The sequence below is a fragment of the Caulobacter sp. ErkDOM-C genome (assembly GCF_048541825.1).
Classification (GTDB): domain Bacteria; phylum Pseudomonadota; class Alphaproteobacteria; order Caulobacterales; family Caulobacteraceae; genus Caulobacter.
Window position 1 is genome coordinate 2,199,370 of sequence record NZ_CP183332.1, and the last position, 21,995, is coordinate 2,221,364.

Here is a 21,995-nt window from a genome sequence, read left to right on the forward strand (position 1 = left end):
CTAGTGTTCCGCGAGCGCTGCTCGTCGGAAAATACTGGCATGGGATCGGGGGACCCGATGTTTGGACGTAATACGCGTTTGGCGGCTCTAAGCGCTTCGGCGCTGAGCGTCTTGGTGCTTGCCGGTTGCGGCGCGGGCGATGTGGACACCACACCGCCCTCGGCGATGACCGGCTCGAGCGCCGAGACCTCGCCTGATCTGATGGGCGCGCCGCCAGCGCCAGACGCCGGCGCGTCGCCGGACGGCCTGCTGGGCGCGCCGACTGCGGCAACCCCGCCTGTCGCCGTCATGGTCGACTCCGCGCCGAGCAAGAGCTCCACGCTGAAGACCTGGCGTCGGCCAGACGGGACGCTGGTGACGGCCATGCGGCCTATCCCCAACCCCAAGGAACGCCGCGCCGTTCGCTATGCGCCGCGCGCGTCATCCGCCCCGGCCAATCGGGCCGCTGTGGCGCCTGCGCCGGTCGCCAAGCCTTTGGCCAAGCCAGTCGCTCTGGTTGCGGCTAAGCCCGTAACCGTGGCCGCAGCGCCTGTTCTGAAGCCCGTCGCGCCGATCAAGCCGGTCGCGCCGCTGGCCAAGGCCACCGCCCCCGCCCTTCCCGCTCCGGTCGCGACCAAGCCGCCGACCAAGCTCGAACAGCTTCAGGCCGCGATCGCGCCGGAAGCCACCAAGGGCGCTGTCCTGGCTGCTGGAGACAGCCTGGGCAAGGGCGAGGCCGGGCAGGTGACCCTGTCGCTGCCCGCCACCCTTGGCGACATGATCAAGGCCCAGGCCGCCAAGCTGGGCCTGGGCAAGGCCGCGTCCAACACCAGCGCCTACGCCAAGCTCGAAGGCGAAGGCTATGAGGTCACCCCGAACGGCAAGCAGACCGCCGTCGTCAAGGCCGGCGAGCCCACCACCTTCGCCTGGCAGGTCAAGCCGGGCGCGGAAGCCAAGGGCCAACTGAAGTCGGAATTCGGCGTCGACCTGAACGGCGCCAAGACCGCTCAGTCGTTCTCGCTCGGTGAAATCGTCAAGCGCGTCGCACCGCTGAAGGAAGAGGCCAAGAAGAAGACCGAGGGTCTGCTTTCAAAGCTGAACCTGCCGGGCCTCGACGGTAGTGTCGTGCTGCCGGGCCTGGGCCAGACCCCGATGAAATCGGTTCTGGGCGGCGCTCTGGTGTTGCTGGCCGTCCTTATCCTGGCGATCATTTCGCGCAACGCCATGGCCAGCCGCAGCCAGGCCGAGCGTCGCCGGAAGTTCCGCACGCTTACCGACTATGGTCGTAACGAGATGGAGCCCGACGGCGCGCCGACTACGGCGCACGTCTCCTATGTCAATCCGATGGTCGCCGCCGCCGCCGGCGCTGCGGCCGCCACGGCCGTGAGCCACGGCCATGATGACCACGCTCATGATGCGCATGGTCATGACAGCCACGGTCACGACGACCATGGCCATGGTCATGATGATCACGGGCACGATGCTCACGGTCACGACGACCATGCTGCCGATCATGGCCATGACGCCCATGCCCACGACGCCCATGCGCCGGCCGCGCACGTCGCCCACGTGACCGCCGCTTCGCCGGTGTCGGCGCATGCGGATCATGGTCACCACGACGACCACGGCCACGACGCTCATGCGCACGACGACCATGGTCATGGCGACCATGCCCATGACGATCACGGGCATGACGATCACGGCCATGCGGCTGACCCGCACGCCGGGGCTCACCCCGATCCGCATGCGCCGGCCGAGCACGTGGCCCACGTAACGCCGGTGGCCGCTGCGACGCCTGTTTCGGGTCATGACGATCATGGTCACCATGACGCTCACGCCCACGACGATCACGGGCATGACGCTCACGGGCACGATGACCATGCCGCCGATCACGGCCATGAAGAGCATGCGCACGACGGTCATGCCAAGACCGATCACGCCCATGATCCTCATCATGGCAAGGAACTCGAGCACGCCCACCACTAGGTCGGACTTGCAACGCCGCCCGCACTGCCGCATGAGGGGTCATGTTTGACACTCTGATTGCCCAGGCGGGCGGGCTGGACGGCCCGTTCATGGCCTTCCTGCAGGTCTTGATGATTGACCTGGTTCTGGCGGGCGACAACGCCGTCGCCGTCGGCCTCGCGGCCGGCGGTCTGGCGGTCAAGGATCGCCAAAAGGTCATCCTGTATGGTCTGGGCGCGGCGGTCGTCCTGCGGATCGGTTTCGCGCTGATCACCACCTGGCTACTGGGTGTGATCGGCCTGCTGCTGGCCGGGGGCGTGTTGCTGCTCTGGGTCTGCTGGAAGATGTGGCGGGAACTGCGCGAGCAGGCCACCCACGATCAGGCCGACGCCGTCGCGTCAATCGACGATGACCCCTCGACCGAACCGCGCGCCCGACCGGTCAAGAGCTTCAAACAAGCCTTTATCCAAGTCCTGATCGCCGACGTCTCGATGTCGCTGGACAACGTGCTGGCCGTGGCCGGCGCGGCGCGCGAGCACCCCGGCGTCATGGTCTTTGGCCTGCTCCTGTCGATCGTTCTGATGGGCCTGGCCGCCTCGGCCATCGCCAGCCTGCTGCAGAAGCATCGCTGGATCGGCTTCGTCGGTCTGGCCATCGTGCTCTACGTGGCCGTCCACATGATCTGGCAAGGCCACCGCAGCGTGGTGATCGACCTGGGCAAGACCGACGCCTACAATGCCATGGCGCCAGGCTTCATCGACATCGGCCCCGAGGAACTGGCCGATCACATGAAGCACAAAAAGTAGATCTACCGCCCCGGCAACGGCGGCATGTCGAGCCGCCGAGCATCGGCCATCTCACGATAGAGCCGCAGGATCGCCTGGTCGCGTGCGCTATCGCCGGCCGCCTCGACGGCCTCGTGCAGCGCGATCAGCGCCCGCCGCAACGTGGCGTTGGCGCGGTCCAGAACCGCCAGGGTGAAGTCCCCGTCGGCGGCCCCCGCGGCCTCCGAAAAGGCCTCGCCATAAACAGGCGCGGCGTCCAGCAGCACCGCGCGCAGGGTGGCGTTCTCCCACACCCGCGCTGCAGGCCCGCGCTCGGCTTCCTGGGCGGCCAGCAGCGACAGCAGGGCCACAACCCCGACCTTGCCGGCCATGAACTCGCCGGCGGATTCGGGTGGCGGCGGCTCGGCGATGCAGAGGAAATTGCCAACCAGGATGTCAGGCAAACTCGGGGTCATGACAGGCCCTCCAGACGCATCAGGCCATCGGCCAGGATCTGATCGTGTCGACGCGCGGTGTACCAGCCGGAAATGGCCAGCACCGGGTCCTTGAAGCCGCCGTCGCGATACTCGCGCGCCGCCGAGGTCCAGATCGCCTGGCCCTTCACGGCGCTGAACAGCTCCCACCAGGCCAGGGCCGCGGGGTCGACGGGCAGTCCGCTGGTCCGGCTCCAGATCGCCAGGGCCTCGTCGCGCGGGATCATCCCCGCCACGCGCCCCTCGTCATAGTGCCCCCACAGCGGATCGATCGCCCAGGCCAGGTCCTCCAGCGGATCGCCCAGATGCGCCATCTCCCAGTCGAGGATCGCCAGGATCTTCCCCTGGCCGTCATGCAGGAAATTGCCGGTGCGATAGTCGCCATGCACCACGCGCACGGCGGTCGCCGGCGGCGGTGGCGCGCGGCGCAGGCGACGGATGGCGGCGCGGACGATGGGCTGCGGATGCTGCTCGTCGGCCTCGATCACGGCGGCCCAGTGATCCAGGGCCACGCGCCAGCACTCGCCGGGCTCGGGCGCAACGGCGGCCTGGGTCAGCGGCAGGCTTGTTGGATCGGTCGCCGCGATCGCCCCCAGAGCGGCGAAGAACGTCTCGCCGATCACCTGGGCGTGCGGGCCATAGGGCTGGACGGTGAAGGGCGAAGCCGCCGCGCCACCATCGACCCGGGTCATGATGAAGAACGGCCGCTCCAGCTCCGCGCCTTGCGTCTCGAGCACGATCGGCTCGGGAACGGGCGCGCGGTCATGGAACGACTGGAAGGCCAGATATTCCAGGCTGCGGTCGGTCTCGATCAGACTGGCAGGCGGATCGCGGCGCAGGATCAGGGGCCGGACCGCGCCGTCGACGATCGCGTCAAAGCGATAGGTCTCGCGGCTGGCCCCGCCAGGGATGCGCGAGAGGTCCCGCACGGTGGTGGGCACGCCGAAATGGCGGGTCAGATAGGCTTCAAGCCGCTCGGCCAGGGTCATGGGGCGACATCCAGGATCGAGACGAAGCCCGAAGGCGCGTGCGGCCCCAGCGCCAGTTGCTCGAACACGCCGCGTCCGATCCGGGCCCGGCCCTGCGCGTCGGTGAAGGTGATGCGGCTCAGCGCCTGGACATGCAGATGATGCGGCATCCGGCGTTCGAGGTCGGCGGTGACGAAGTCCTCGCGCTCCACCGCCAGTTCGCCGTGATTGAGGCCATGCCCCCAGGCCGGATGGCCATAGCCCAGACCCAGCATGAAGAATTCGGTCTGCGGCTCGATCACCACCTTGCCGCCGGCGCCCAGATCCAGGGTGGCTGCGCGGGCATGGCGTGTCCCCGAGCGCCAGTCGACGGCGCAGACCGCCTGCTCGAACTCGCCCTCCCCGTCCTCACGGCCGCCGTCCGCCAACCACAGCGCCCTGCGGTTCCAGGGCCGGCCCAGCTCGTCATCATTGGTGTGGAAGAACAGGCCCCCGTCCTCGAAGTTGCACGGCGACCACAGCCAGAAGAACTGCATCGGCGTGGGCGGCGCGGCCTCCTGCGGGTCACGGGCCCCGACCGGGCGCACGCCCCAGGACCTGTCGCGCGTCCCGACAAAGCCGTCGACGCTGGAGCGCACGCCATCGACCTCGATCCAGCCGCTGTAGCGGCCGTTCTGGGTCAGGCGCGTATAGTCCATGAAGGTGCGCGGGCCGTTGCGCCGGATGAAGCGCGGCTCCTCGATCGGAAAGGCGCGGCCCTCGAAGACGATCTCGGCGCGGATGGCGTGCTCGGGCGCTTCGACCGTCAGCTTCAGGCGCTGAAGCGGCTGCTGCACCTCGATGCGGATCGGGCCGACGTTCAGGTCCATCCGCTCCATGCGCAGCCAGCGGCTGGCGTGAAGATTGACCTGCCTGCCGTCCTTCATCACGCAGAAGGCGGCGTCGGCGATGTTCAGGTGCGGATAGACGCCGAAGGCGGCGGCGAAGAACAGGTCGCTGCCGTCGCCGTCGAGCGCGTAGCCGTTGAAGAAATAGCGATCGTAGAAATTGCGATCCGTGCCGGCATAGGCCACCGGCTCCGGCGTCTGATGAATCGGATAGTCATCACCCCAGGTGAGCGCCATGCCGTCCTCCCAACTGCACGGGCCAGGCCCTCTGACGGGGCGGCTTTACGGGCAGGTGAACAACGTTAAGGTCGCGCCGGGCGATTGCAACAGTGACGGAGCGTAAGCCGATGGCGACCTCGACACCCATGATATGGACACCCCGAACCTGGACGGGTCTTGCGGCGCTGAGCGGCCTCTGCGCCGTCGCGCTGGGCGCGTTCGCGGCGCATGGCGTCGAGGCGCCCAAGCCGGCCGAATGGCTGCGCACCGGATCGCTGTACCAGATGACCCACGCCCTGGCGGTGTTCGGCGCCTTCGCCATGGCCCGGTCCGGAGCGCGCGGCATGGGTCTGGTCGCCGGCCTGTTCCTGGCTGGGACGGTGCTGTTCTCGGGATCGCTCTACGCCATGGCCCTGGGCGGTCCACGTTGGCTGGGGGCGGTGGCGCCGCTGGGCGGCCTGGCCTTGATGGCCGGCTGGGCCATGCTGGCCTGGCGGGCCTTCACGCTGCCCAAGGCCAGCTAGGCTAGAAGACTACCGACCCGCTCGACCAGTTGCGCGCCGTCGAAGGGTTTCATCACATAGCCCGCCGCGCCCAGTTGCATGGCCAGGACGATGCGGTCGAGCCGGCCATCGCCGGTCAACATCAGCACAGGAATACGGGCGGTGGCGGGATCGTCCTTGATGGCCTTGAGCGCGTCCAGACCGCTCAGCCCCGGGATGCGCACGTCCAGCAGCACAGCGGCGGGAGCGCGCAGGGCGAGCGCCGCCGTCAGGGCGTCGGCGGTTTCGAACCCCACCACCTCGAAACCGCCCCGTGTCAGGACGATCGAGACCAGCTCCAGGATGCTGGGGTCATCGTCGGCGACATAGATCAGGGACGCGGCTTTGGGCATCGGGTCGCGATCAGGCTCAAAACGGAATCGGGGCGTCGCGCCACCGACGCGACAGGGATCATCGACAGTTGGTCGTTTCGAGCCGGGTTCGTCAAACCCTGCTTGTCGCCAGGGTCCGCGCCAGGGTTTCGATCAGTCCCAGGCTCGACAGGGGCTTGGCGATCTGGCCGTCAAAGACCGCGTCGATCGCCAGGGTCGAGGCGTCGGCGGAAAAGGCCAGGATCGGCGTCCTGGCGTTGAGGCCGCCCTCACGGATCCGGATGGCGGCGGTCCGGCCATCGACCCGGGGCATCCGCAGGTCCATCAGGATCACGTCGAAAGGCGTCACCCCCGCGCTGGAAATCGCCTCGTCGCCGTCGGCGGCCTCGGTCATCTCGGCGCCGAACGGCCCCAGGATCGCCCGAACCAGTTCGCGGTTGGCGCGGTTGTCATCAACGATCAGCACCCGGCAGTTGTCGGGCAGGCCCCGAGGCTGGTCGGCCTCGACATCCTGGTCCTCGCCATGATCAACGGACGGAGCGGGCAGCGAGAACCAGAACCGCGAGCCCTCGCCTTCGCGACTCTCGACCCCGATATCGCCATCCATGGCCTCGATCAGGCCCTTGCAGATCGCCAGACCAAGGCCCGTACCGCCATGTTTGCGCGTGGCTGAACCATCGACCTGCGAGAAGCGCTGAAACAGGTGTCCGATCCGGTCGGCGGGCACGCCCGGGCCAGTGTCGACCACCGAGAACGACAGGCGCTGCGTCGCAGGATCGAAGCCTGCCTCGAGATCGACGCCGCCCTGCTCGGTAAACTTCATGGCGTTGCCGATCAGGTTGAGCAGGACCTGGCGCAGGCGGTCAGGGTCGGCCAGCACCTGTTCAGGCACGGTTTCAAAGCCCGACAGCGTCAGCACCAGGCCCTTGGCCCGGGCCTGGGCATCGAACAGTTCGATCGCCTCGCGCGCCAACTCGGTGGGCGACATTGGCCGTGGCTTGATATCGACCTGTCCAGCCTCGAGCTTGGAGAAGTCCAGAATGTCGTTGACGGTCGCCCGCAGCGCCTTGCCGGCGTTGGAGACCCGCTCGACATAGGCCCGGGTTGTGTCGCTAAGCTCCGGCTGGACCTCGACCAATTGGGTGAATCCGAGAACCGCTGTCAGCGGCGTCCGCAGTTCGTGGCTCATATTGGCCAGAAATTCGCCCTTCACGGTTGCGGCCGCCTCAGCGTCGGTCCGGGCCTGGCGCAGCTGGATCTCCAGAATCTTGCGGCGCGAGATATCGCGAACGATGTCGGTCACCCCGTCGATCCGTCCCGTTGCGGGATCGAAAGCCAGGGTCGGGCGCGCCTCGAACCAGATTTCCCGCCCGTCCTTGTGGCGCGACCGGTACTCGACCCGCATCGGTGGGACTCGCCCCCGACTTTCGAACTGCGCGCGAACAGCGGTCTGGACCGCCTCGACGTCGTCTTCGTGGACGAAATCCACGAAAGCCCTCCCGATCAACTCCTCAGGCTTGAAGCCCAGGCGGTGCTCGACCGATGGCGAGACATAGGTGACCAGGCCGTCCAGACCCGAATGCGCCAGAATATCGCTGCCGTTCTCGGCCAGCATCCGGAACCGCGCTTCGCTTTCGACGATCGACCGCTCGGCCGCCTTCTGGGCGGTAACATCCAGGATCACGCCAAAGACAGTCACGGGACGTCCGTCGGCGTCGCGCTCGACCACCATGTTGCCCATGACGTGCCGGATCTGGCCATCGGGTCGCAGCAGCCGCGTCGGCGTGGTGGGACTGGGCGCCAGGGTCTCGATCAAAGCGCGGTAGCGCAGGCGCGCTTCCTCGCGATCCTCGGGATGGACCGCCGCCAACCATTCATCGGCGGCGATCACCGTCCCTGGGTCAACGCCCACGATAGCGTACATCTGATCCGACCAGGTCATGGCGCGGGTGGTCAGATTGAGCCGCCAGTAGCCGACGCCGGCCAGGTTTTCGGCCATATCGGCCCAACGGGTCTGTTCCTGCGCCAAATCTCGCAAGCGCCGTCTCTGCGCGTTGATCGTCGCCAGGGGCAGGGCGGCGAAGATCGCGACAACCAGGAAGACCTGCAGAAACAGCGCGCGCTCGGCCATGTCCCCGGCCAGTTGGGCGACGGGACCAAGCCCCATGGCCGTAAAGCCGATCGCCAGACCCGACAGGATCAGGATACCGGCCGCGGCGCCCAGGAACTCCAGCTCCAGCGCCACAAAAGCCAGGACCGGCGGAATGATGAACAGCAGCGGATACCGGGGTCGGGTGAAGACCAGCACGATGCTAAGGACCAACAGCGCCAGGGCGATCCAGCCGCGCCGCGTGACCGGCCGCTCGGCCAGCAGCGCGCGGGCCTGGCGGAAGGCGATCAGCGATGGCGTCACCAGCATCAGACCCAGGGCGTTGGACAGGCCCCAACTGACCAGCGTGCGACCTGGGTCGGCGTCTCGCGCGGCGTAGAGGACAAGGCTCGCGATGACGGCCGAGACCAAAGGCGCACACAATCCGCAGACCAGGGCGATCCAGCTCAGGTCGCGGGGGCGACTGACATCAATGTCGCGACCCAGCACATGGCGCAGGACCAGGGCCGACAGCAGATATTCGACAACATTGGCGACGCTAAGTCCCAGGGCCACCGGCAGCTGCCCGCCTCCATGCAGGCTGGCGGCGATGTTTCCCGCCAGAGCAAAGGCGATCAGCAGCGGCCAGCGCGACCGATCGGTCCACAGCAGCACGGTCAGCACGACCCCGTTTGCCAGCCAGATCGGCGCGACCTGCTTGAGGTCACCCGGCAGCTCGACACAGATATAGGCCAGCAGCGCCACCACCAGACCCAGAGCGGCCGCAGCCGTGATCCGTCGTGCCTCGTCGGTCCAGTACGGAGATGGCGGGGCTCGGGTCATGCCGCGCCACCCTGTCATCCCCGTCTGCACCTCCGGTTAACGCAGAGGAAATCTCCCGCGCACAGTGCAAAGTCATGACGCCCTGGTGGAAATGGCCCTGCCGATGCGCTGCGCTTGATCAGAGGGGCGGCGATTGGCCCGGGATCGCCGGCAGGCTATGTCCAAGCGCTTACCGCCGTGCTGCCGTCGTCCGCAGTTCCACCAAGAGAGTTCCACCATGCGCCTGCTCGCCGCCCTGGCCATCTGCCTTTTCACGGTTTTGCCCGCCACAGCGGCCGAGCGTTTCGACGCCGCGCCGCGCATCGCGGTGATCTCGGCTTTTCCGCCGGAGTTGACGGCCCTGGCCTCGGCCACCCGTGACCAGAAGCGCTATACGGCGGCGGGCGTGACCTTCACGACGGGCGAACTCGAGGGCAAGCCCATCGTGCTGTTCCTCAGCGGCGTCAGCATGGTCAATGCCGCCATGACCACCCAGCTGGCCCTGGACCGCTTCAACGTCACCCGCATCGTGTTTTCGGGCATCGCCGGCGGTGTGGATGAAGGCCTCGATATTGGCGACGTGATCGTGGCTGACCAGTGGAGCCAGAACCTGGAGACGGCCTTCGCCCGCGAGACCGAAAAGGGCTTTGAGGTTTCGCAAATGGCCCGCAACGACGACCTGCCGGGCTTCGGAATGATGATCCCGCGCTCGATCATGATCGCCCGGTCCGATGGCCCAACCGAGCGGCGCCGCTGGTTCCCGGTCGATCCGGCCATGCTGGAGACCGCGCGCGCCATCGCCTCGACGGTCTCACTGGCACGCTGCGTCACCAGCCAGTGCCTGGTTCATGCGCCAAAGGTGGTGGTCGGCGGCAACGGCATCTCGGCGCCGGTGTTCCTCGACAACGCCGCCTACCGCAAATATGCCCGCGCCACCTTCCAGGCCCGGGTGGTGGACATGGAAAGCGCCGCCGTCGCCCACGTGGCCTATGCCAATGGCGCGCCGTTCATCGCCTTCCGCAGCCTGTCAGACCTGGCCGGCGGCGGCGACGAGGCAAACGAGATGCACACCTTCATGCAGCTGGCCTCGGACAATTCGGCCAGCGTCGTGAAGGCCTTCGTCAAAGCCCTGCCAAACTAGCGCGTCCCGAATGTCCGGTCGCCGGCGTCGCCCAGGCCCGGCACGATATAGCCATGGTCATTGAGCTGCGCGTCGATGGCCGCTGTCCAGATCGGCACCTCCGGATGGGCAGCGCGCAGGTTGTCGATCCCGACCTGGGCGGCCAGCAGGCAGACAAAGCGCAGGTCGGTAACGCCCGCCGCCTTCAGGCGCGAGATGGCCGCGATCGCCGAGTGGCCGGTGGCCAGCATCGGATCGACCACGATGACCAGGCGGCCGGCGATGTCTTGCGGAGCCTTGAAATAGTACTCCACCGCCTCCAGCGACTCCGGATCGCGATAGAGGCCGATGTGGGCGACGCGGGCCGACGGCACCAGATCCAGCATGCCGTCAGCCATGCCCAGGCCGGCCCGCAGGATCGGCGCGAACACCAGCTTCTTGCCGGCGATCTCCCTGGCCATGGTCGGCGCGACCGGGGTCTCGATCTGGACGTCGTCCATCGGCAGGTCGCGGGTGACCTCGTAGCAGATCAGGGTCGCCGTCTCGCGCATCAGGGCGCGGAACGTCTTGGTCGAGGTGGTCTTGTCCCGCATCCTGGTCAGCTTGTGCTGGACGAGCGGATGGCTGACGACGGTGACGTTGGACATTGGAAGACCCTGCTAGGAGCGAGCGTTCGCTCCTAGCAGGCGACTTGCCCTCAGGCCAGTTGATCGCCGATCGGCAGGGACCGGATGCGCTTGCCCGTCGCCGCGAATATGGCGTTGCACAGGGCGGCCGGGGCCGGAGGATAGGCCGGCTCGCCCAGACCCGTGGGCCGGTTGTCGCTGAGCTTGAAATGCACCTCGATCGGCGGGGCCTCGGCCATTCTCAGCAGCGGGTGGTCGGCGAAAGTGCCCTGGGTGGTCGCGCCGTTCTCGAAGGTGATCGCCTGATGCAGGGTGCTGCCGATGGCGTCCAGGATCGAGCCCTGAACCTGCTGCTCGGCCCCGCTGGGATTGACGATCTGCGAGCCGACATCGACGGCGGCCCAGACCTTGTGGATCTTCAGCGCGCCCTTGGCGACCGACACTTCCATGACCACCGCCACATAACCCAGATGGCTGAAGTGACAGGCCACGCCGAGACCGGTTCCCTTGGCGGTCTTGCGACCCCAGCCAGATTTCTCGGCGACGAGGTCGAGGACCTCGCGCATCCGGCCGGTGTGGAAGGCGTCGCCCTGCCCCGCCTCGCCCAGCAGGCGCGACTCGCCCAGCAGCTTGCGACGGAAGGCGACGGGGTCCTGCTTGGAAGCGACTGCCAGTTCGTCGGTAAAGCTCTGGATGACGAAGCCGAAAGCGTTGTTGGCCGGCGCTCGCAGGAAGCCGGTCGGCGCGCCCAAGGGCATGACCGAGACATCGAGCTTGTAGTTATCCACAGCCCGGCAGGGGAACTGGGTGGCGTTCATGCCCGCCGCCAGGGCGAACTGGTCGCCCTCGCCAAAGGTCACGAAATGATCGCGCCAGCCCACAAGGTCGCCCTTGGCGTCCAGGCCGGCCGTGAAATTGTGCCAGCCGCCGGGACGATAGAAATCGTGCTGGGTGTCATCCTCGCGGGTCCAGACCAGCTTGACCGGCGCGCCGGCCAGTTTCGAGATGACCGCCGCCTCGACCATGTAGTCGTTCATCAGACGCCGGCCAAAGCCGCCGCCGCCGCGCACCAGGTGGATGACGATGTCGGCCTCGGTGATCCCCAGGGCGGCGGCGACCAGCTTGCGGCCGCTCTCCGGATTCTGGGTCGGGGCCCAGATCTCGACCTTGCCGTCCTTGAAGCTGGCCGTGCAGTTCTGGGGTTCCAGATTGGCGTGAGCAATGAAGGGGTAGCTGTAGGCGGCGCTGACAACCTTGGCCGCGCCCTTGAGGGCGGCGTCAACATCGCCGTCGGCGCGCAGCGTGCGCTGCGGGGGCGCCTTGGCCAGTTCAGCCGCCTTGGCGGCGAACCCGGCGCTGCTCTGGGCGCCGGTGGGATGCTCGGCCCATTTGATCTCAAGGGCGTTACGCCCCTTGCGCGCCGCCCACCAGCTGTCGGCGACCACGGCGACGCCGGGCAGGATGCTGGCCAGATTGGTCCCGCCCTCGACCAAGAAGGCGTCCTTGACGCCCGCCACAGCCTTGGCCGGGGTCAGATCGACACTGGCCACCTTGGCGCCGAAGGTCGGGGCCTTGGCGAAGGTGGCGTACAGCATGCCCGGCACGCGGGTGTCGATGCCATAGAGCGGCTGGCCGGTGACGATGGCGTCGATATCGCGGCTCTGCTGGCGCTTGCCGATGATGCGGAAGGCCTTGGGGTCCTTCAGCGTAAGGCTCTTGGGATCAGGCGGCGTCAGGGCGGCGGCGGCCTGGGCCAGGTCGCCGTAGGCCAGGCGGCGGTTGGTGGCGGCGTGGATCACAAAGCCCGGCTCGGTGGCGCAGGTCTCGGCGGCGACGCCCCAGCGCGCGGCGGCGGCGGCGATCAGCAAGGCCCGCCCCGTGGCGCCCACGCGGCGCAGTCCATCATATTCAAGCGTGGTGGCCATGCTGCCGCCGGCCACCTGACGGCCAAACACCTTGGTGTCGGCGATGGCCTGCTCGACGGTGACGGCCAACCATTCGACGTCCAGTTCCTCGGCGATCAGCATCGGCAGCGAGGTCTTGATCCCCTGCCCCACCTCGGGAACCTTGGAGACGATGGTGACGCCGCCGTCGGGTCCGATGCGGACATAGGCGTTCAACTGCCCGTCGCCCGCCGCCTGTCCGGGTCCGGACAGGCTGAACGACATCATCAGGCCGCCGCCCAGGGCGGCGCCGGTCTGCAGGAACAGTCGACGGTTAGGGTCGCGGAGCATCTCGCCGTCCATGCTCAAACTCCCTGGCCGGAAGCGGCCTTGATGGCCGCCTTGATGCGGATGTAGGTGGCGCAGCGGCATAGGTTGCCGTTCATCGCCGCGTCGATGGCGGCGTCATCGGGCTTGGGGTTGGCGGTCAGCAGCGCCGTGGCCGACATGATCTGGCCGGCCTGGCAGTAACCGCACTGGGGCACGTCGATGGTCTTCCAGGCTTCCTGCACCTTGGCGCCGACCGGATCCTGGCCAACGCCCTCGATGGTCACGACCTTCTTTGCGCCGACACGACGGACCGGCGTGATGCAGGCGCGAACCGGCGCGCCGTCGATATGCACCGTGCAGGCCCCGCACTGGGCCGCGCCGCACCCGAACTTGGTCCCGACCATGCCCAGGGTGTCGCGCAGGACCCACAACAGAGGCGTGTCGCCCTCGACCTCGACCGAGCGGGTTTCCCCATTGATGGTCAGCGTGAACGCCATGCCCGACTCCTGATCTGCCGTTTTCCGGGGCATAATGCCTCAGTCTTGCGGGGAGCACGAGAGGTTGCGCGCGCTTGCGACCGCCAGAAAACAGAGACCCAAAAGCCTGTTGCAGCGCACAGCTCAAACTCATGATCCGGACACGGATTATGGTCCGCGACAGCCGAGGCGGGTTTCGGAACGCCGAACTCTGACCTTGGGGAGGGCGAACTCGCGATGCGGGTCTTGGCCTCAAGCCGGCAAAACCTGCACAACGCGCCTTCGTGCGGCAGTTTTCAGGCTCCGAAGTCGACGACTCACGCAATCACGGGCGCTATAGTCGGCTGGCGCGCGCCGTCAGTGTGGATGCGGGTCTAGGGTTCTGGGTGAAGTGACGGAAAAGCCGGTCAAACAAGCTGTTGGAAAGCGTCGCCAGGTCGCGGCGCTGCCTTGGCGTGGCGAAGGCGCGGACTTGCAGATCCTGCTGGTTTCGTCGCGCGAGACCAAGCGCTGGGTGATCCCCAAGGGCTGGCCGATGAAGGGGCGCACCGATCCGGCCGCCGCCGCCCAGGAAGCCTATGAGGAAGCCGGCCTCGACGGCGTGATCGCAGAGCAGTCCGTCGGCGACTACGAATATCTCAAACGCCTGAAAAGCGGCATGGCGCGGTTGGTCAAGGTCGATGTCTATCCCCTCCGGGTCACCGGCGAGAACGCCAACTGGCCCGAGAAGGGCCAGCGCACCCTGCAATGGATGAGCCCCGCCGAGGCCGCCCTGGGTGTGCAGGAGCCGGAACTGCGCGACGTGATTGCCCGCTTCGCACATATCGAGTTGCCAGAGGAAGAACGTCCCGCCCCCGCCCGTGCGCCGACGCCGCTCAAGGTGGCCCTGGAGCGTGTTCGCCGCCGGGTGACGACGTTCCTGGGCGGCTCCCGACGATAGTCACAGCCTGTGGACAATTGGATCGCTGCCGCATAATGTTCTCATTATGTTCCGAAGCGAGGTCCCATGCAGCTTTCACTAGGCCTCTCGCGCTCTCCGCTTGAAAGCGTTCGTGACACCCTGCTGTGCGAGTTTGGTCCGCAACGGCCGGTGGCGCGGATGGATCCGATCTCGCAACTGGTAAAGTCGTCGATCAGCGGTCGGACGCCCGACGCCGTATCGTGGGGCGCGTTCCTGCGCCTGCGGGCCGAGTTCAGCTGCTGGGAAGACCTGGCCCGAACCTCCGACGCGCAAGTCCTGGAGATCATCGGCGATGTCGCCTGTGCCGAAGACAAGGCAAGGCATCTGACCCACGCCCTTCGCCTGATCGAACAGAAGGTCGGCTGGCTGTCGCTGAACCATCTGGCCGGCCGGCCTGTCGACGAAGCGCGATGGGAACTTCAGAGCCTGCCCGGCGTGGGGGTTAAGGTCGCCGCCAGCGTGCTCAATTTCAGCAGTCTGGCCATGCGGGCCCTGGTGGTCGACACCCACGTGCATCGGGTGGCCCGGCGGATCGGACTGGTCGGGCCGGGGGATACGACCCTCGCCTATCAGGCTCTGATGCGGCTGGCCCCAGGCTCGTGGACGGCCGACGACCTGTTCGAACTGCACTGGCTGATGAAGCGGGGCCTGGGACAGATGCTGTGCCCGGATCAAGCCCCTAGCTGCGGCGCCTGCCCGCTGAAGCACGACTGCGCCAAGCTGGGTATCGGTCACAGCGCCGACGTCCTGCCCTGGCGACCACGGGGCGCCTGACTATCGCGCGGGCTTGTCCAGTTCGGTGAAGGTTGCGGTTCCGATCCCGTAGCGGCGCCAGTCCCTGTAGTCGAAGTGCCACCATTCGTCGGTCAAGACCTCGAAGCCCTCGGCGGTCATGGCGTCGCGCAGCATGGCGCGCAGGGCCCGCTGCCTTGTCGTGCCGCCGATGAAGTCGGCATAGGCGCGGTCGGAGAACTCGTCATAGCGGCTGGGCATCTCGACGGGCTTGCCGGTCTTGAGGTCGTACAGCGTCAGGTCGACGGCGCAGCCGCGATTGTGGCGCGAGCCCCGGGCCGGATCGGCGACGAAGGCGTGGCTCTCGGGCGGGGTCGCCTCCCAGAACATCCAGGTGACGAACCAGGGGCGATAGGCGTCGTGGATCAGCAGGCCAAAGCCCTTGCCGGCCAGGGCGTGCTGGACCCGGCCCAGGGCCTGCGCGGCGGGCCGCTGCAGCCAGGCGGCTGCGCGTTCGTACAGCGGGATGCCCATGAAGTTGTTGGAGCCGGCATAGCGGATGTCGAGCCGGATGCGCGGGTCGATCGCCGTCAGGTCGACGAGGTCGGCCGGAAGGCGCGTCTCGGTCTCGACCGGCGGCGTCGCGGCCAGGGCCCGCTGGCGCAGGGCCAGCGGATCAGCGCGAACGGCCCTCTGGATCGCCGCCTGGGTCTCCGCGCCGAAATCCTGGAAGGCCAGCCGGGTTCCGTTCATACGGATCGCGCCCTTCTCCAGGATCAGCGCCCCACCGCTTGCGATCGCGTAGCGACCGCCGCCCAGCGCCGTCAGCCGCGCGACAGGCAGGTCCTTGGCGAAGAGGTGCAGCGCGCCGTCCCGTTCGAAAACGGTCACCGGCGCGGCCTTGTCGCCATACTGCCCGACCGCCGCCCACTCGGCCCGGCTCTGGGCGAAGGCGGCGGGAGCGGCGAGGCCGGCGGCGGCGATGGACAGGAAGGATCGTCGAACCAGACCGTTCATCGCCGCCCCCTTGGCGCTATTTCATCGTCGGGATGACGAAGGCCGAGTCCTCGACCTCGCCTTCAGGCCACCGCGCGGTGATCGTCTTGACCTTGGTGTAGAACTTCACGCCCTCGACGCCGTGCTGGTTGGTGTCGCCAAACGCCGAGCGCTTCCAGCCGCCGAAGGTGTGATAGGCCACCGGCACGGGGATCGGCACATTGATGCCCACCATGCCGACATTGACCCGGCTGGCGAACTCGCGGGCCGCGCGGCCGTTGCGGGTGAAGATGGCGACGCCGTTGCCGTACTGGTGCTCGCTGGGCAGGCTGAGCGCCTCCTCGAAGCTCTCGGCACGCACGATCTGGAGGACGGGACCGAAGATCTCTTCCTGATAGGTCTTCATGCCCTTCTTGACGCCGTCAAACAGCGACGGGCCGATGAAGAAGCCCTTCTCGAAGCCCTGCAGCGAGAAGTCTCGGCCATCGACGACCAGCTCGGCGCCCTCGTCGACACCGATCTGGATGTAGTCGGCGATCTTGGCGCGGTGCTGGCTGGAGACCACCGGGCCGTAGTGGGCGGCGGGGTCGCTGGAGATACCGACCTGCAGGGTCTCGATCTCGGCGACCATGCGCTCGCGCAACTCGTCGGCCGTGGCCTTGCCCACCGGCACGACGACCGGCAGGGCCATGCAGCGCTCGCCGGCCGAACCGAAGGCCGCGCCCGACAGGTCCTTGACCACCTGGTCGAGGTCGGCGTCGGGCAGGACGATGCCGTGGTTCTTGGCGCCGCCCATGGCCTGGACGCGTTTCCCGTGCGCGGTGCCGGTCTGGTAGACATAGTGGGCGATATCGGACGAGCCGACAAAGCTGACCGCGCGGATCAGCGGATGGGTCAGGATGGCGTCGACGACGGTCTTGTCGCCGTGCACCACGTTCAGCACGCCCTCGGGCGCGCCGGCTTCCATCATCAACTCGGCCAGTTTCACCGGCACGGTCGGATCCTTCTCCGACGGCTTGAGGATGAAGGTGTTGCCCACGGCGATGCTGATGCCGAACATCCACATCGGGATCATGGCCGGGAAGTTGAACGGGGTGATGCCCGCGCAGACGCCCAGCGGCTGGCGCATCGAATAGACGTCGATGCCGGGGCCGGCGCCCTCGGTGTATTCGCCCTTCAGGATGTGGGGGATGCCGCAGGCGAACTCGATCACCTCCAGCCCGCGCTGGATGTCGCCCTTGCTGTCGGCGATGACCTTGCCGTGCTCGGACGACAGGATCTCGGCCAGGCTGTTCATGTCGCGCTCGATCAGGCGCTTGAACTCGAACATCACCCGGGCGCGGCGCTGGGGATTGGTCGTCGCCCAGCCGATCTGGGCTTTGGCGGCGGCCTGGACGGCGGCGTCCAGCTCGGCGGCGGTCGCCAGCTGCACGCGGGCCTGGACCTCGCCAGTGTTGGGATTGAAGACGTCGCCGAACCGACCCGAGGTCCCGACGAAGGTCTGACCGTTCACGAAATGGCCGATGTCTCGCATGAAGCGCTCCCTGGATCTTGTTTTGCGCGTCAATAGCATCCCGAGATCACGCCGTATCGCGCGAAATCCTGCCGGACTACTCGGCGTCGACGTGAACCCGCCTAAACCGGCCCTGCAGATAGACCAGCGGTTCGTGGTCCGGATCGTAGCGCAGCTTCACGACACGGCCGACATAGATGCGGTGATCGCCAGCATCGAAGACGTGATGGGTCTGGCACTCGAAATTGGCCATGCAGTCAGGCAGGATCGGTACACCGGTGCGCCAGACCTCAGTCTCCAGCCCTTCGAACCGGTCGCCCCCCTTGCGCACGAACTGGTTCGCGACGTCCTGCTGTTCGGCCGGCAGCACATTGACGGCGAAGACGCCCGCCGTATCCAAAGCCGCAAGGCTGCTGGACTTCAGATCCACGCAGATCAGCGCCAGCGGCGGATCCAGCGACACCGAGGTGAAGGAATTGGCTGTCAGCCCCACCTTGCGGCCGTCCGCACCGACGGTGGTGACGACCGTGACACCGGTGGTGAAACACCCGAACGCATTCCGCAGAGCCCGGGCGTCGTGTTCGGCGCCCTCGCCCAGTTCAATCGTGACTGCCTGACTCATCGTCGTGTTCTGCGATGAAGCGCGGGCCGGGGCAAGCGCTAGGCGCGCTGGCCCTCGACAAGAACACCGGGCTTGCTGGCATCCAGGCCGAAAGTGATCGGCAGGTGGCGCACATGCGGCGTCTGCAGGTTCAGGGCCTTGGCCCCGCGCGCCACAGCCAGCTTGCCCAGCGCCGTCGGGCCAAAGCCGCTCTGGATGCGGGGCCTTGCCCCCAGCCGGCGGCGCAGCACGCCGTTGGCATAGATGACATTGGCCCGCATCAGGGCCGGCGGGGTCATGAATTCAATCGACAGCGAGACGTTCAGCATCGGACCGTTCTCGATCCGGTGCGGGGCGTTCTGCCGCCAGGTGACCATCTTGCCCGGGGTCAGGTCATAGACTGCCGCGCCCTTGTCCCAGTCGGGATCAAAGGCGAACTGCTCGGCGGTTTCCTTCAGGACGATCTTTTCCAGGTCCAACTCGCCGACATAGGGGTCGGCGACCGGATAGACCCAGACCCTCTTCTGGCCGCGCAGCTGCCACAGCGAGACCAGCGGTACGTCCAGATGGTAGAACACCTGGGCGTTGGCCGAGCTGATCAGCATGCCCAGGTCGCGCTTGAAGGTGCGCAGGCCGGGCACGTGAGACTCTTTCTCGGCGAAGATCTCGTCGCCCAGAGCGGCATATTCCGGCACGTGGTCGTTGGTGTGGCGCAGGTTCAGCCAGATGCGGCCGCTCTTGGCGGCGTCCAGCAGCTGGTCGCCCGAGAGACCACTGGCCGCGCCCCGGCGCCAGGTGGTCCAGGCCTTGGGGTCTTCGCCCATGGTGAAGACGCCCAGCTGGTCGCGGGGATACAGGTCCAGCAGTCGCGCCAGGCCTTCATCGTCGAACATCGGGCGTTCGTGCAGGCCGTGCTCGAAGGCCAGGTTCTCGCCGCCGAAGGCCTTGGCCTTCTCCGGCGTCCAGTCGCGGATGATGCTCACGCGGTCCTCCCGTAGAAATGGATCTTGAAGGGCCCCCACCACAGGGCCTTGCCCAGGCCGCGCGCGGCCTTGTCGAGCCAGTCGGCCCGGTCGCTGGAACGGGTCAGCCACTTGAAACCGGCCACCGCGCCGAACACGGCCGCCTGCCCCACCCCGATCGCCATCCAGCGGGCCACGCCCACGGCGTCCGGCGGGCTGGACGCGGCGCAGTGGGCCGAGGGCCCCTGGCCATAGGCGAAGGCGCGGGCCAGCGTGTAGTCTAGGGTCAGGCGGTCGGGGACGGGATCTTCCCAGACCCACGCGGCCGGTTCCCAGGCGAAGGTCGCGCCGGCGGCCTTCATCTGGCCAAACAGCATGTCGTCCTCGCCGCCGATCTGGTTGCGCTCGGCCGCGAACGGCGAGACGGGGTCGGGCAAGGCGGCGCGGCGCAGCAGGCTGTCGCCGCAGCCGTAGTAGTGGTCGATGACGCCGGCCTGGGCGGGACCCAGGCGCGAGAAGAAGCGCTCCAGATAGTCGCGATGCTCGGCGACGCTGTCCGGAGCCCGGGCCCGGACCGGTCCGAACACGACATCGGCGTCATAGCGAAGCTGCGCAGCCAGCAAGGCGGCGAGCCAGCCCTCGGGCGCTTCCTCGTCATCGTCCAAGAAGGCGATCAGGGCGCCGGAAGCCTTGGCCATGCCGGCGTTGCGGGCGTTGGCCACCCCGGCGCGGGGCTCGTGAACATAGTGCAGCGGGCAGGCCGCGCCTTGAGCCAAGGCCTCGATCGTGACCTGAGCGGAGGGGACCTGATCGTTATCGACGACGATGATCTCCAGCGCGGCGAAATCCACCGCACGCTGGGCCAGCACAGAGCGCACCGCGACGGCCAGACCGCCGAGCCGTCTCTGGGTCGGGATCATCACCGTCACGTGGACCATCAGCCGGCCTCGTGAGCGCCGACACGACGGCGTGACTGGCCGGCGACGGCGTCGACCAGGCCGCGCACCTGACCGCCCATGGTCAGCTCGACGCTGTTGATCACGTCCATCCGGCGACGCAAGCGAGCCACAACGCCATTGCCGCCCGCGCCGGCCAGGTTCCAGGCGCTTTCAACAGAGCTGGCCATCAGGCCGGCCACGCTGGCGGCCATCACGGCCCCGCTCTGAACCGGGGTCTGGGTGAAGGCGTAGGCGCGCTTGTAGTGGTCATGGCCGGGACCCAGGTCATAGCGGCTCAAGCCCAGGTCCGGCATGGCGGCGATGGCGCGCAGGAAGAAGATCTGGCCCGGTGACCAGGCGCCGAAGGCCGGATTGGTCGAGGCGATCCACGGGTGATAGACGCTGCCCAGACGCACGCCGAAATGCCCCGCCACCAGTTCGTCACCGGCATAGAGGTTGATCATCAGGCCTTGGAAATCGCCGGTCTGGCGCTGGAACAGGTCGGTGAGCAGGCCGCTGGTCCAGGCAGGACGCAGGAAGTCGTGCATGCCGGTGCGCTGCAGCTGCTCGCGCTTCCAGGTCAGCAGCTGGTCGAAAGCCTGACGCGAGGTGTCGGCCGCCACCAGACGCACCGCGCCCACTTCGCGGTCCAGCTTGTGGTCCAGCCGGCGGTAGTTCTTGATCTTCTTAGGGCTGGCGGCGCGGACGACCTCCAGGTGATCCTCCGCCGAGCCTTCGGGCGCGATCACGAAGCCGGACTGGGCCTCACCGCCCTCGGCCGGCTGGCCAAACAGGCCGAACGGATCGATCAGGCCGGTATAGCGAAACACGCCCAGGTCGGCGGCGCGCAGCACATCCTCGGCCCGGAAACCCGGATCGGGGCGCGAGACGATGCCGTGATAGTCCGACAGCGGCGAGCCGATGGCCCGCGCCAGGCGGCCGGGACGGCGATGGTGCGGCAGGAAGCCAAGCGTTTCCCCCTCCTTGCGGATCACCGCGACGCGCGCATCCTCGCGCACTTGGCCCACGGCCTGGGTGAAGTCGGGACCCAGCAGGGGGTTGGCGAACGCCGGCTCGGCCGCAGCCATGTCGCGCCACAGGGCGATGTCGGCGGGCGCCAGATGGCTCGGGTGCAGGGTTTCGACGTTGAGCATGGTCCACCTGTCCTAAACCGAAGCGGTTAGGGAATGATGGAGACCAGGCTGCAACCCTTACGCCACTTACCCGAAGGTGGTTTTGAGGATGGTCTCAAGGCCCTGCTGATCGACCGCGTCGAAGGCGGCGGGCCGGTCAGAATCGACGTCGAACACCGCGATCAGCCGCCCCTCCGCGTCGAACACCGGGACCACGATCTCGCTTTCCGAACGGCTGTCGCAGGCGATGTGGCCGGGGAAGGCATGCACATCGGCCACCAGCTGGGTCTGGCCGGTCTGGGCCGCCGCCCCGCAGACGCCCCGGCCATAGGCGATGCGCAGGCAGCCCAGCGTGCCCTGATAGGGCCCGACCACCAGCTCGCGTTCCTTCGCAGGATCAACGACATAGAAGCCGGTCCAGAAATAGTGGTCGAAACTGTTGGCCAGCATCGAGGCCACGGTCGCCATGCGGGCCGTGACATTGGGTTCGCCGTCCAGCACCGAGGCGATCTCGGCGGCTACTTCGGCGTAGCGAACAGCCTTGTCGGCGGCGAGGGTCTTGTCGTTGAAAGCTTCAGCCATGATAGCGGGGATATAGCGCGTTCGCGGGCGATTGCGAGGGGCGTGGCGGACACAGGCGCTCAGCCAAGTCCTCCCCCTGAA

General features: G+C 67.5%; 21 protein-coding genes. 6 read left to right on the forward strand and 15 right to left on the reverse strand.

Annotation, left to right across the window (positions count from 1 at the left end; all coding sequences use genetic code 11):
- Nucleotides 1-114: 114 nt before the first annotated feature.
- Nucleotides 115-1,965 (forward strand): stalk-specific protein X, encoded by a 1,851-nt coding sequence (locus ACN2C8_RS10785; RefSeq protein WP_419251743.1) that lies wholly within the window; start codon nt 115-117, stop codon nt 1,963-1,965.
- A 41-nt stretch (nt 1,966-2,006) separates the two neighbouring features.
- Nucleotides 2,007-2,750, forward strand: a complete 744-nt coding sequence (locus tag ACN2C8_RS10790; protein WP_419251744.1) for a TerC family protein — start codon at nt 2,007-2,009, stop codon at nt 2,748-2,750.
- A gap of 2 nt (nt 2,751-2,752) precedes the next feature.
- On the opposite strand, the gene ACN2C8_RS10795 is transcribed toward ACN2C8_RS10790, so the two are convergent.
- The 3 genes from ACN2C8_RS10795 to ACN2C8_RS10805 are packed head-to-tail and all read right to left on the reverse strand — an operon-like array spanning nt 2,753 to nt 5,294.
- Complete coding sequence (locus tag ACN2C8_RS10795; RefSeq protein WP_419251745.1) at nt 2,753-3,184, reverse strand: hypothetical protein; 432 nt, start codon at nt 3,182-3,184, stop codon at nt 2,753-2,755.
- Nucleotides 3,181-4,191, reverse strand: coding sequence for a phosphotransferase family protein (locus ACN2C8_RS10800; protein ID WP_419251746.1), 1,011 nt, complete (start codon nt 4,189-4,191; stop codon nt 3,181-3,183). Before ACN2C8_RS10800 ends, ACN2C8_RS10795 begins: the two co-directional genes overlap by 4 nt.
- Entirely contained in the window at nt 4,188-5,294 is a 1,107-nt protein-coding gene (locus ACN2C8_RS10805; protein WP_419251747.1) for a hypothetical protein, read from the reverse strand. Before ACN2C8_RS10805 ends, ACN2C8_RS10800 begins: the two co-directional genes overlap by 4 nt.
- 128 nt (nt 5,295-5,422) lie before the next feature.
- Here ACN2C8_RS10805 and ACN2C8_RS10810 point away from each other — a divergent pair, with 128 nt between their 5' ends.
- Nucleotides 5,423-5,800, forward strand: a complete 378-nt coding sequence (locus tag ACN2C8_RS10810) for a DUF423 domain-containing protein (protein WP_419251748.1) — start codon at nt 5,423-5,425, stop codon at nt 5,798-5,800.
- On the opposite strand, the gene ACN2C8_RS10815 is transcribed toward ACN2C8_RS10810, so the two are convergent.
- On the reverse strand, nt 5,797-6,171 hold the full coding sequence (locus ACN2C8_RS10815) for a response regulator (protein WP_419251749.1): 375 nt from the start codon (nt 6,169-6,171) through the stop codon (nt 5,797-5,799). The two genes, ACN2C8_RS10810 and ACN2C8_RS10815, sit on opposite strands and share 4 nt — an antisense overlap.
- A gap of 91 nt (nt 6,172-6,262) precedes the next feature.
- The gene (locus ACN2C8_RS10820; protein WP_419251750.1) at nt 6,263-9,082 is read right to left on the reverse strand and encodes a PAS domain S-box protein; all 2,820 of its coding nucleotides are present in this window, start codon (nt 9,080-9,082) and stop codon (nt 6,263-6,265) included.
- Between the two features lie 217 nt (nt 9,083-9,299).
- Here ACN2C8_RS10820 and ACN2C8_RS10825 point away from each other — a divergent pair, with 217 nt between their 5' ends.
- Nucleotides 9,300-10,202 carry a 5'-methylthioadenosine/S-adenosylhomocysteine nucleosidase gene (locus ACN2C8_RS10825; protein WP_419251751.1) on the forward strand — a complete coding sequence of 301 codons (903 nt, stop codon included), beginning with the start codon at nt 9,300-9,302 and terminating at the stop codon, nt 10,200-10,202.
- Here ACN2C8_RS10825 and upp read toward each other — a convergent pair.
- Genes upp through ACN2C8_RS10840 form a run of 3 tightly spaced genes read right to left on the reverse strand, consistent with a single transcriptional unit; the run spans nt 10,199 to nt 13,517 of the window.
- Complete coding sequence (gene upp / locus ACN2C8_RS10830) at nt 10,199-10,828, reverse strand: uracil phosphoribosyltransferase (RefSeq protein ID WP_419251752.1); 630 nt, start codon at nt 10,826-10,828, stop codon at nt 10,199-10,201. The two genes, ACN2C8_RS10825 and upp, sit on opposite strands and share 4 nt — an antisense overlap.
- Nucleotides 10,829-10,878: 50 nt before the next feature.
- On the reverse strand, nt 10,879-13,053 hold the full coding sequence (locus ACN2C8_RS10835) for a molybdopterin cofactor-binding domain-containing protein (RefSeq protein WP_419251753.1): 2,175 nt from the start codon (nt 13,051-13,053) through the stop codon (nt 10,879-10,881).
- Between the two features lie 2 nt (nt 13,054-13,055).
- Entirely contained in the window at nt 13,056-13,517 is a 462-nt protein-coding gene (locus ACN2C8_RS10840; RefSeq protein WP_419251754.1) for a (2Fe-2S)-binding protein, read from the reverse strand.
- A 370-nt stretch (nt 13,518-13,887) separates the two neighbouring features.
- Between ACN2C8_RS10840 and ACN2C8_RS10845 the strand changes: the two genes are divergently transcribed.
- Together ACN2C8_RS10845 and ACN2C8_RS10850 are read left to right on the forward strand one after the other, a co-directional pair.
- Nucleotides 13,888-14,436 (forward strand): NUDIX hydrolase, encoded by a 549-nt coding sequence (locus tag ACN2C8_RS10845; RefSeq protein ID WP_419251755.1) that lies wholly within the window; start codon nt 13,888-13,890, stop codon nt 14,434-14,436.
- Between the two features lie 66 nt (nt 14,437-14,502).
- A complete protein-coding gene (locus ACN2C8_RS10850; RefSeq protein WP_419251756.1) occupies nt 14,503-15,231 on the forward strand; it encodes an endonuclease III domain-containing protein in 729 nt (242 codons plus the stop codon).
- Here ACN2C8_RS10850 and ACN2C8_RS10855 read toward each other — a convergent pair whose 3' ends face one another.
- The 7 genes from ACN2C8_RS10855 to ACN2C8_RS10885 form a co-directional block, all read right to left on the reverse strand.
- Nucleotides 15,232-16,206 (reverse strand): M15 family metallopeptidase, encoded by a 975-nt coding sequence (locus ACN2C8_RS10855; protein ID WP_419251757.1) that lies wholly within the window; start codon nt 16,204-16,206, stop codon nt 15,232-15,234.
- A 16-nt stretch (nt 16,207-16,222) separates the two neighbouring features.
- A complete protein-coding gene (locus ACN2C8_RS10860) occupies nt 16,223-17,719 on the reverse strand; it encodes a CoA-acylating methylmalonate-semialdehyde dehydrogenase (RefSeq protein WP_419251758.1) in 1,497 nt (498 codons plus the stop codon).
- Nucleotides 17,720-17,795: 76 nt separating this feature from the next.
- A complete protein-coding gene (locus ACN2C8_RS10865; RefSeq protein ID WP_419251759.1) occupies nt 17,796-18,320 on the reverse strand; it encodes a flavin reductase family protein in 525 nt (174 codons plus the stop codon).
- A 38-nt stretch (nt 18,321-18,358) separates the two neighbouring features.
- Nucleotides 18,359-19,393: a hypothetical protein gene (locus ACN2C8_RS10870; RefSeq protein WP_419251760.1), complete on the reverse strand. Its 1,035-nt coding sequence runs from the start codon at nt 19,391-19,393 to the stop codon at nt 18,359-18,361.
- Complete coding sequence (locus ACN2C8_RS10875; protein WP_419251761.1) at nt 19,279-20,199, reverse strand: glycosyltransferase family 2 protein; 921 nt, start codon at nt 20,197-20,199, stop codon at nt 19,279-19,281. Before ACN2C8_RS10875 ends, ACN2C8_RS10870 begins: the two co-directional genes overlap by 115 nt.
- The gene (locus ACN2C8_RS10880) at nt 20,199-21,353 is read right to left on the reverse strand and encodes a GNAT family N-acetyltransferase (RefSeq protein ID WP_419251762.1); all 1,155 of its coding nucleotides are present in this window, start codon (nt 21,351-21,353) and stop codon (nt 20,199-20,201) included. The genes ACN2C8_RS10875 and ACN2C8_RS10880 overlap by 1 nt, the downstream gene beginning before the upstream one ends.
- Nucleotides 21,354-21,419: 66 nt before the next feature.
- Nucleotides 21,420-21,914 carry a GAF domain-containing protein gene (locus tag ACN2C8_RS10885; protein ID WP_419251763.1) on the reverse strand — a complete coding sequence of 165 codons (495 nt, stop codon included), beginning with the start codon at nt 21,912-21,914 and terminating at the stop codon, nt 21,420-21,422.
- Nucleotides 21,915-21,995: the final 81 nt, after the last annotated feature.

Bases quoted from the DNA above. Each gene is read 5' to 3' on its own strand.
- ACN2C8_RS10790 (WP_419251744.1), top strand. From the start codon at position 2,007: ATGTTTGACACTCTGATTGCCCAGGCGGGCGGGCTGGACGGCCCGTTC.
- ACN2C8_RS10795 (WP_419251745.1), bottom strand. From the start codon at position 3,184: ATGACCCCGAGTTTGCCTGACATCCTGGTTGGCAATTTCCTCTGCATC.
- ACN2C8_RS10800 (WP_419251746.1), bottom strand. From the start codon at position 4,191: ATGACCCTGGCCGAGCGGCTTGAAGCCTATCTGACCCGCCATTTCGGC.
- ACN2C8_RS10805 (WP_419251747.1), bottom strand. From the start codon at position 5,294: ATGGCGCTCACCTGGGGTGATGACTATCCGATTCATCAGACGCCGGAG.
- ACN2C8_RS10810 (WP_419251748.1), top strand. From the start codon at position 5,423: ATGATATGGACACCCCGAACCTGGACGGGTCTTGCGGCGCTGAGCGGC.
- ACN2C8_RS10815 (WP_419251749.1), bottom strand. From the start codon at position 6,171: ATGCCCAAAGCCGCGTCCCTGATCTATGTCGCCGACGATGACCCCAGC.
- ACN2C8_RS10820 (WP_419251750.1), bottom strand. From the start codon at position 9,082: ATGACCCGAGCCCCGCCATCTCCGTACTGGACCGACGAGGCACGACGG.
- ACN2C8_RS10825 (WP_419251751.1), top strand. From the start codon at position 9,300: ATGCGCCTGCTCGCCGCCCTGGCCATCTGCCTTTTCACGGTTTTGCCC.
- upp (WP_419251752.1), bottom strand. From the start codon at position 10,828: ATGTCCAACGTCACCGTCGTCAGCCATCCGCTCGTCCAGCACAAGCTG.
- ACN2C8_RS10835 (WP_419251753.1), bottom strand. From the start codon at position 13,053: ATGGACGGCGAGATGCTCCGCGACCCTAACCGTCGACTGTTCCTGCAG.
- ACN2C8_RS10840 (WP_419251754.1), bottom strand. From the start codon at position 13,517: ATGGCGTTCACGCTGACCATCAATGGGGAAACCCGCTCGGTCGAGGTC.
- ACN2C8_RS10850 (WP_419251756.1), top strand. From the start codon at position 14,503: ATGCAGCTTTCACTAGGCCTCTCGCGCTCTCCGCTTGAAAGCGTTCGT.
- ACN2C8_RS10855 (WP_419251757.1), bottom strand. From the start codon at position 16,206: ATGAACGGTCTGGTTCGACGATCCTTCCTGTCCATCGCCGCCGCCGGC.
- ACN2C8_RS10860 (WP_419251758.1), bottom strand. From the start codon at position 17,719: ATGCGAGACATCGGCCATTTCGTGAACGGTCAGACCTTCGTCGGGACC.
- ACN2C8_RS10865 (WP_419251759.1), bottom strand. From the start codon at position 18,320: ATGAGTCAGGCAGTCACGATTGAACTGGGCGAGGGCGCCGAACACGAC.
- ACN2C8_RS10875 (WP_419251761.1), bottom strand. From the start codon at position 20,199: ATGGTCCACGTGACGGTGATGATCCCGACCCAGAGACGGCTCGGCGGT.
- ACN2C8_RS10880 (WP_419251762.1), bottom strand. From the start codon at position 21,353: ATGCTCAACGTCGAAACCCTGCACCCGAGCCATCTGGCGCCCGCCGAC.
- ACN2C8_RS10885 (WP_419251763.1), bottom strand. From the start codon at position 21,914: ATGGCTGAAGCTTTCAACGACAAGACCCTCGCCGCCGACAAGGCTGTT.